Below are 7,229 nucleotides of genomic sequence, written 5' to 3'. Positions count from 1 at the left end.
GCTCGGCACCGCCGGGCGGCGGACCGGTTCGGCCCCCCGCCCGGCGGTGCCGAGCCCGGCCCCCGCACGGCGGCCGGGCAGCCGGCGGTGGCCCGGGCGGCCGCACCGGTGGCCCGCCCCGGCGGAACCGACGAGCCGTCGGCCGGCCGGTCGACCGCACCGCAGCGGGAGCCGGGCCACCCGGAACCACGCGGCGCGGCCTCCGTACCGCCGCCCGGTCGCCCCGGGAACGCGCCCGCGGTGGCGCGGGCGGCCGCGGTCGTACCGCAGGGGGAGCCGGTCGGTGCGCGACCGCAACCGGCGGACCAGGCCGGCCCGGCGCTGCGGCGGGCCGGTTCGGAGCCGCCGGAGGACGACCCGACGCCGGCCGGTGGCCTGCGCGGCGCCCGGTCCGAGCTGCGCCGGCAGATGCGCGAGCGGCGTCGCCTGCGGATGGGCATCCTCGCGCTGGTCAGCCTGCTGCTGCTCGGCGCGGTGCCGCTCTACTTCGGCCTCCGCACGCTCAGCCGGGACCCGGTCTTCGACTCCCTCGACGCGCTCGACGTGCCGAGCTGGGCGACCGTGAAGACCGTCGACAACGTCAGCGGCAGCCGCTGGTGCCTGCAGGACTGCCGGCTGCGGGAGCGGACCGTGGAGTCCGAGCGGGCGCCGAAGGAGACGGCCCAGGCCTACGAGGCGGCGCTGGCCCGGGACGGCTGGCGGCGGTGGAAGGTGACCCGCTGCCCGGAGCAGCCGGCCAAGGGCAGCTACACCTGCTGGCGCCGGGACGAACTCACCCTCGACCTCTGGGTACGCGAGCCCACCTGCGCCCTGCCGCCGGTCAACGGTCAACCGGCGCCGTCTTCGGCGCCCTCGCCCGCAGCGGGGAAGTGTGCCGGCTCGTTGGTGTCGGTGAAGGTGCGCAACGCGATCGACGACGAGCGGACCCGACCACAACCCAGCACTGACCCGTCACTCACCGGTGAGGATCCGTTCCCCACCCTCACCGACGATCCACTGGGCGAACTCACACCCTCACCGTCCTGAGCCGGTTTCCATCACGGACGGTAGGGTCTGGGGCTGGCGGGCCCGCGGGCGCCCGTCGACCGGTGGTGGGTCGACGTGGGGCGAGTGGGCGGGACGGTCGCGCGTTCCGGGAGTCGGATCCCGGAACGCCTGCTTGAGGAGGACATGCGCGTGGATGGTGGACAGATCGCTGCGCTGATCGCGGCCGGCGCGTTCCTGATGCTGGTGCTCGTGCTGGCGGTGCCGATCCTGCGGCTGCGGCACACCGTGGACGCGACGACCCGCATGATCAACGACCTGAACGAGCGCACCACGCCGCTGCTCGGCGACGTCAACACCACCGTGAAGAACGTCAACGTCGCCCTGGAGCAGGTGCAGACCTCCCTCGACGGGGTCAACCTCCAGCTCGCCAAGGTGGACACCATGACCACCCACGCGCAGAACGTCACCGCCAACGTGGCGAACCTGGCCACCGTGGTGTCCGCCGCCGCCGCGAACCCGCTGGTGAAGGTGGCCGCGTTCGGCTACGGCGTGCGCCGGGCGGCCTCGGCGCGCCGGCACGCGGAGACCGAGCGCGAGGTACGCGACACCATCAAGCAGCAGCGCCGGGCCGCCAAGCGCGGCAACCGCTGACCAGGAGGATGAGAGCATGAGGCGGTTGTTCTGGCTGGGCGTCGGGCTGGCCGTGGGCGTGCTGGTGGTGCGCAAGGCGACCCGCACCGCGCAGGCGTACACGCCGGCCGGCATCGCCAGCGGCCTGTCGGAATCCGCTGGCGGCCTCGTCGAGTCGGTGCGTAGCTTCGTGGAGGACGTCCGGGTCGGGATGGCCGAGCGCGAGCAGGAGATCCACGAGGCGTTCGCCCGCGGCGAGACGTTCGACGATCAGTTCGCCGAGCTGCGGGAGGACCCGCGCATCGGCGACCGAGAGATTTTCCCGGAGGAGCACCAGCGATGAAGACGGCGGAGATCAAGCGGCGGTACCTCGCCCACTTCGAGGCGAACGGCCACGTCGTGGTGCCGTCCGCTCCGCTGCCCGCCATCAGCGACCCGAACCTGCTGTTCGTCAACGCCGGCATGGTGCAGTTCGTCCCCTACTTCCTGGGTCAGCAGAGCCCGCCGTACCCCCGCGCGGTCAGCGTCCAGAAGTGCATCCGGACGCCGGACATCGACGAGGTCGGCAAGACCAGCCGGCACGGCACGTTCTTCCAGATGAACGGCAACTTCTCCTTCGGCGACTACTTCAAGGACGGGGCCATCCCGCTCGCCTGGGACCTGGTCACCAAGCCGCTGGACCAGGGCGGGTTCGGGCTGGACCCGGAGCGGGTCTGGCCGACGGTCTACCTGGACGACGACGAGGCGTACCAGATCTGGCGGTCCGTCGGGGTGCCCGCCGAGCGGATCGTCCGCCGCGGCAGGGCGGACAACTTCTGGTCGATGGGCATCCCCGGCCCCTGCGGCCCGTGCTCCGAACTGTTCTACGACCGGGGCCCCGAGTACGGCCGCGAGGGCGGCCCGGCGGTCGACGAGGACCGCTACATGGAGTTCTGGAACCTCGTCTTCATGCAGTTCGAGCGCGGTCCGGGCACCGGCAAGGAGGACTACCCGATCCTCGGCGAGCTGCCGGCGAAGAACATCGACACCGGCATGGGCCTGGAGCGGATGGCCTCCATCCTCCAGGGCGTCGACAACCTCTACGAGATCGACGAGGTCCGGCCGATCCTGGACCGGGCCGCCGAGCTGACCGGCAAGCGGTACGGCGCGCGCTCCGGCCATGTGGCCAGCGAGTCGCACCCCGACGACGTCCGGCTGCGGGTGATCGCCGACCATGTGCGCACCGCGTTGATGCTGATCGGCGACGGGGTGACCCCGTCGAACGAGGGCCGGGGCTACGTGCTGCGCCGGATCATGCGCCGGGCGATCCGTGCGGTCCGGCTGCTCGGCTACCAGGACCGGGCGCTGCCCGAGCTGCTGCCGGTGGCCCGGGACTGCATGTCCCCGTCGTACCCGGAGCTGGCCGCCGAGTTCGGCCGGATTTCCCAGTACGCGTACGCCGAGGAGGACGCGTTCCTCGCCACGCTGCGCGCGGGCACCACGATCCTGGACACCGCGATCGCGGAGACGAAGTCGGCGGGCAAGCCGGCCATCTCCGGCGACAAGGCGTTCCAGCTGCACGACACGTACGGCTTCCCGATCGACCTGACCCTGGAGATCGCGGCCGAGCAGGGGCTGCAGGTCGACGCGGAGGGTTTCCGCCGGCTGATGGCCGACCAGCGGAGCCGGGCGAAGGCGGACGCGCAGGCGCGCAAGACCGGGCACACGGACGTGTCGGCGTACCGGTCGGTGCTCGACGGTGGTGGTCCGGTGGAGTTCACCGGCTACACCGAGCTGAACCGGGAGTCGCGGGTGCGGGCGCTGCTCGCCGGCGGCGCCGAGGTGGGCGCGGCGGTCGAGGGCGACACCATCGAGCTGGTGCTCGACACCACGCCGTTCTACGCCGAGGGCGGCGGCCAGCAGCCCGACCAGGGCCTGATCACGGTCGGCGGTGGCCAGCTCGAGGTCTTCGACGTGCAGCAGCCGGTGCCGGGGCTGATCGTGCACCGGGCCCGGGTGCTCCGGGGTGAGGTGCGCGCCGGGGAGACCGGGTACGCCGAGATCGACGTGTCCCGGCGGCGGGCGATCTCCCGGTCGCACACCGCAACCCACCTGGTGCACCAGACCATGCGCAACTTCCTCGGCGAGTCGGCCACCCAGGCGGGTTCGCTGAACGCGCCGGGCCGGCTGCGGTTCGACTTCAACACCCCCACCGGCGTGGCGCCGAGCGTGCTGCACGACGTGGAGCAGCAGGTCAACGAGGTGCTTTTGGCCGACCTGGAGGTGCACGCCTTCATCACCACCCAGGAGGAGGCCCGCCGGATCGGCGCGATGGCACTGTTCGGCGAGAAGTACGGCGAGCGGGTCCGGGTCGTCGAGGTCGGCGACTACGCCCGGGAGCTGTGCGGCGGCACGCACGTGGCCCGGTCGGCGCAGCTCGGCCTGGTGAAGATCCTCTCCGAGGCCTCGGTCGGCTCCGGCGTGCGCCGGATCGAGGCCCTCGTCGGCATGGATGCGTTCGGCTTCCTGGCCCGCGAGCACCTGCTGGTCTCCCGGCTGGCCGAGCTGTTCCGGGTCCCCGGCGACCAGGTCGCCGACCGGGTGGAGCAGACCGTCACCCAGCTGCGGGACGCGGAGAAGGAGCTGGAGAAGCTGCGCGCCCAGCTGGTGCTCGGCGGCGCGGCGGCGCTCGCCGCGCAGGCGAAGGACGTGCGCGGGGTGGCGTACGTCGGCACCGAGGCGCCCGAGGGGGCGGCCGGCAACGATGTGCGGACGCTGGCCCAGGAGATCCGTGGCCGGATCGACCCGGCCCGGCCGGCGGTGGTCGCCGTGGCGGCCCGGGCCAACGGCAAGTCGTCCCTGGTGGTGGCGGTCAACCAGGCCGCGCGTGGGCGCGGCCTGACCGCGAAGGACCTGGTCAAGGCGGCGTTCTCCGGCCGTGGTGGCGGCAGCGACGACCTCGCCCAGGGTGGCGGCCTGCCCGCGGCCGAGGCGCCGAACCTGCTGGCCACCGTGGAGAAGGCGATCGCCGAGGCGTGATGACGCACCGACTGCGGCCAGGGCGGACCATTCCGGTCCGCCCTGAGCCGTCCTGAGGGGTGTCCGATTATGGGTGAGCTGTCCCGTGGGGTCCGGCTCGGGGTGGACGTCGGGCAGGTTCGGGTCGGCGTCGCCCGCTCCGACCCGCACGGCATCCTGGCCACCCCGTTGGTCACCCTCGCCCGGGACCTGACCGCCGCCGCCGACGCGGTGCCCGCTGACATGGCGGCGCTGGTCGACCTCATCGCGGAACATGAGGCCGTCGAGGTGATCGTCGGTCTTCCGGTCAATCTTTCCGGCAAACACGGTCCGGCGGCGACGAACGTCTCGGCGTACGCTGCCCGTCTGGCCGATGTAATAGCGCCGGTTCCGGTGGCGCTGACGGACGAGAGGATGTCGACCGTCGTGGCGAGTCGTAGGCTGGCCGAACGTGGCGTCCGGGGAAAACGCCAACGGGCGGTGGTCGACCAGGCCGCCGCGGTGGAGATTCTGCAGAGCTGGCTGGACGCGCAGCGGAGGCGGACGTAATGATCGACGATCTGGATCTGGGGTTCGACGAGGCGGAGAGGGGGGAGAAGGGCCGGCACCGGCGCGGCGCCGTGGCCAAGCGCAACGGCAAGTCGGGCGGTCGGGGCAAGACGGTCTTCGCCCTGCTGATGGCCCTCGTGCTGCTCGGCGGCATCGGCGGCGGCGCGTACGTCGGCTTCGACCGGATCCGCAACCACTTCGTCACCCCGGACTACGACGGCCCCGGCTCCGGTGAGGCGCTGGTCGAGGTGAAGGCCGGCGACACCCTCACCGACATCGGTGACTCCCTCTACGACGCCGGGGTGGTGAAGAGCACCAAGGCGTTCATCGAGGCCGCGGATGCCAACTCCCGCAGCAAGAACATCCAGGTCGGCCGGTACAAGGTCAGGAAGCAGATGAAGGCCGCCGACGCGGTGAACCTGCTGCTCGACCCGAAGAGCCGGGTGGTGAACGGGGTGACCATCCCCGAGGGCACCATCAGCCTGGCGATCTACGACATTCTCTCCAAGCAGACCAAGATCCCGGTCGCCGACTTCAAGGCCGCCGCGAAGGATCCGGTCAAGCTGGGCGTGCCGGCCTACTGGTTCACGCGTGGCGACGGCAAGAAGGGCCCGAAGAGCATCGAGGGCTTCCTCTTCCCGGCGACCTACGAGATCCCGCCGAAGGCCACCGCCGAGCAGATCCTGTCGATGATGGTGGACCAGTTCCTCACCGTCACCCAGGAGCTGAACTTCGTCGAGAAGGCGCAGCAGGAGCGGAAGATCTCCCCGTACGAGGCGCTGATCACCGCGTCCATCGCGCAGGCCGAGTCGGTCAACCACGTGGACCTGCCGAAGGTGGCCCGGGTGATCTACAACCGGGTCTACACCGACAAGTACCACTGCAAGTGCCTGGAGATCGACAGCGCGATCAACTACTGGCTGCGACTGCAGGGCAAGGACCCGAAGGACTCCGACGTCCTCAAGCAGTCCGAGCTCAACGACCCGAAGAACCCGTACCGCACGCACGGCGTCGACGGGCTGACGATCACCCCGATCAGCAACCCGGGCGAGGACGCGCTCAAGGGCGCGGTGAACCCGCCGCCCGGTGACTGGATCTACTTCATGACCATCGACCAGAAGGGCACGATGGGCTACGGCTCCAACGACGCGGACTTCCGGAAGCTGATCCGGACCATGTGCGACAACAAGGTGCTGACCGGATCGAACTGCACGTCGTGAGGGCCGCCGTCGTCGGCAGGCCGATCGCGCACTCGCTCTCCCCGGTGATCCACAACGCCGGGTACGCGGCGGCCGGGCTGACCGGGTGGTCGTACACCCGGATCGAGTGCGGGGCCGAGGAGCTGCCCGGGCTGGTCGCCGGGCTCGGCCCGGAGTGGGCCGGGCTGTCGGTGACCATGCCGGGCAAGGAGGCGGCGCTCGCGCTGGCCGACCAGGTCTCGCCGGTCGCCGCCGCCGTCGGGGCCGCCAACACGCTGGTACGCCGACCTGACGGCGCCTGGTACGCCGACAACACCGACGTCACCGGCATGGTCGACGTGCTCGCCGGGGTGGCGGTGGGGGCGACGGTCACCGTGCTGGGCGCGGGTGGCACCGCCCGGGCGGCCCTCGCCGCGGCGGCCCGGCTCGGCGCGGCCGAGGTGACCGTGGTGGCGCGCCGCCCGGAGGCCGTCCACGAGCTGCGGCCGGTGGCCGGCGCGGTGGGCGTGCCGCTGACCGGTGCGGCCTGGGACGGGGCGCCGAGCCACGCCCGGGCCGACGTGGTGATCTCCACCGTGCCGAAGGGCGTGGCCGACCCCCTGGCGGAGAACTTCGACTGGCGGCCGGGGACGGTCTTCTTCGACGCCCTCTACGACCCCTGGCCCACCCCGCTCGCCGCCGCCGCGCTCGCCGCCGGCTGCCGGGTGGTCTCCGGGCTGGACCTGCTGCTGGCCCAGGCGGTCGGCCAGTTCGAGCAGTTCACCGGCGTCCCGGCGCCGGTCGACGCGATGCGCGCCGCGCTCACCACGGCGCGCGCCTGAACCACCGCCGGCCGGGGCCGACGGACCACCCTCCCGCGCCGACCGT

7 protein-coding genes are annotated in these 7,229 nt (G+C 72.2%); all 7 read left to right on the top strand.

Translation table 11 applies throughout. The features are described from left to right. The first annotated feature begins 408 nt into the window (after positions 1-408). Positions 409-1,026 carry a hypothetical protein gene (locus DKT69_RS16120; RefSeq protein WP_109802370.1) on the top strand — a complete coding sequence of 206 codons (618 nt, stop codon included), beginning with the start codon at positions 409-411 and terminating at the stop codon, positions 1,024-1,026. A gap of 150 nt (positions 1,027-1,176) precedes the next feature. Beyond that, positions 1,177-1,638: a DUF948 domain-containing protein gene (locus tag DKT69_RS16115; RefSeq protein WP_109802369.1), complete on the top strand. Its 462-nt coding sequence runs from the start codon at positions 1,177-1,179 to the stop codon at positions 1,636-1,638. 16 nt (positions 1,639-1,654) lie between these two features. Beyond that, a complete protein-coding gene (locus DKT69_RS16110) occupies positions 1,655-1,960 on the top strand; it encodes a hypothetical protein (protein ID WP_109802368.1) in 306 nt (101 codons plus the stop codon). Next, a complete protein-coding gene (alaS, locus tag DKT69_RS16105; RefSeq protein ID WP_109802367.1) occupies positions 1,957-4,635 on the top strand; it encodes an alanine--tRNA ligase in 2,679 nt (892 codons plus the stop codon). The genes DKT69_RS16110 and alaS overlap by 4 nt, the downstream gene beginning before the upstream one ends. Before the next feature lie 69 nt (positions 4,636-4,704). Continuing rightward, positions 4,705-5,163 carry a Holliday junction resolvase RuvX gene (gene ruvX / locus DKT69_RS16100; protein WP_109802366.1) on the top strand — a complete coding sequence of 153 codons (459 nt, stop codon included), beginning with the start codon at positions 4,705-4,707 and terminating at the stop codon, positions 5,161-5,163. After that, positions 5,163-6,383 carry an endolytic transglycosylase MltG gene (gene mltG, locus DKT69_RS16095; RefSeq protein ID WP_109802365.1) on the top strand — a complete coding sequence of 407 codons (1,221 nt, stop codon included), beginning with the start codon at positions 5,163-5,165 and terminating at the stop codon, positions 6,381-6,383. The genes ruvX and mltG overlap by 1 nt, the downstream gene beginning before the upstream one ends. Next, positions 6,380-7,183, top strand: a complete 804-nt coding sequence (locus tag DKT69_RS16090; protein WP_109802364.1) for a shikimate dehydrogenase — start codon at positions 6,380-6,382, stop codon at positions 7,181-7,183. The genes mltG and DKT69_RS16090 overlap by 4 nt, the downstream gene beginning before the upstream one ends. The last annotated feature ends 46 nt before the right edge of the window (positions 7,184-7,229 follow it).

Source organism: Micromonospora sicca (assembly GCF_003172935.1).
Classification (GTDB): Bacteria; Actinomycetota; Actinomycetes; order Mycobacteriales; family Micromonosporaceae; genus Micromonospora; species Micromonospora sicca.
The sequence above is the reverse complement of the archived record's forward strand: the minus strand, read 5'-3'. Positions and strand labels throughout refer to the sequence as shown.

Coding starts and splice junctions, on each gene's coding strand:
- mltG (WP_109802365.1), top strand. CDS start 5,163: ATGATCGACGATCTGGATCTGGGGTTCGACGAGGCGGAGAGGGGGGAG.
- DKT69_RS16110 (WP_109802368.1), top strand. CDS start 1,655: ATGAGGCGGTTGTTCTGGCTGGGCGTCGGGCTGGCCGTGGGCGTGCTG.
- DKT69_RS16120 (WP_109802370.1), top strand. CDS start 409: ATGCGCGAGCGGCGTCGCCTGCGGATGGGCATCCTCGCGCTGGTCAGC.
- ruvX (WP_109802366.1), top strand. CDS start 4,705: ATGGGTGAGCTGTCCCGTGGGGTCCGGCTCGGGGTGGACGTCGGGCAG.
- alaS (WP_109802367.1), top strand. CDS start 1,957: ATGAAGACGGCGGAGATCAAGCGGCGGTACCTCGCCCACTTCGAGGCG.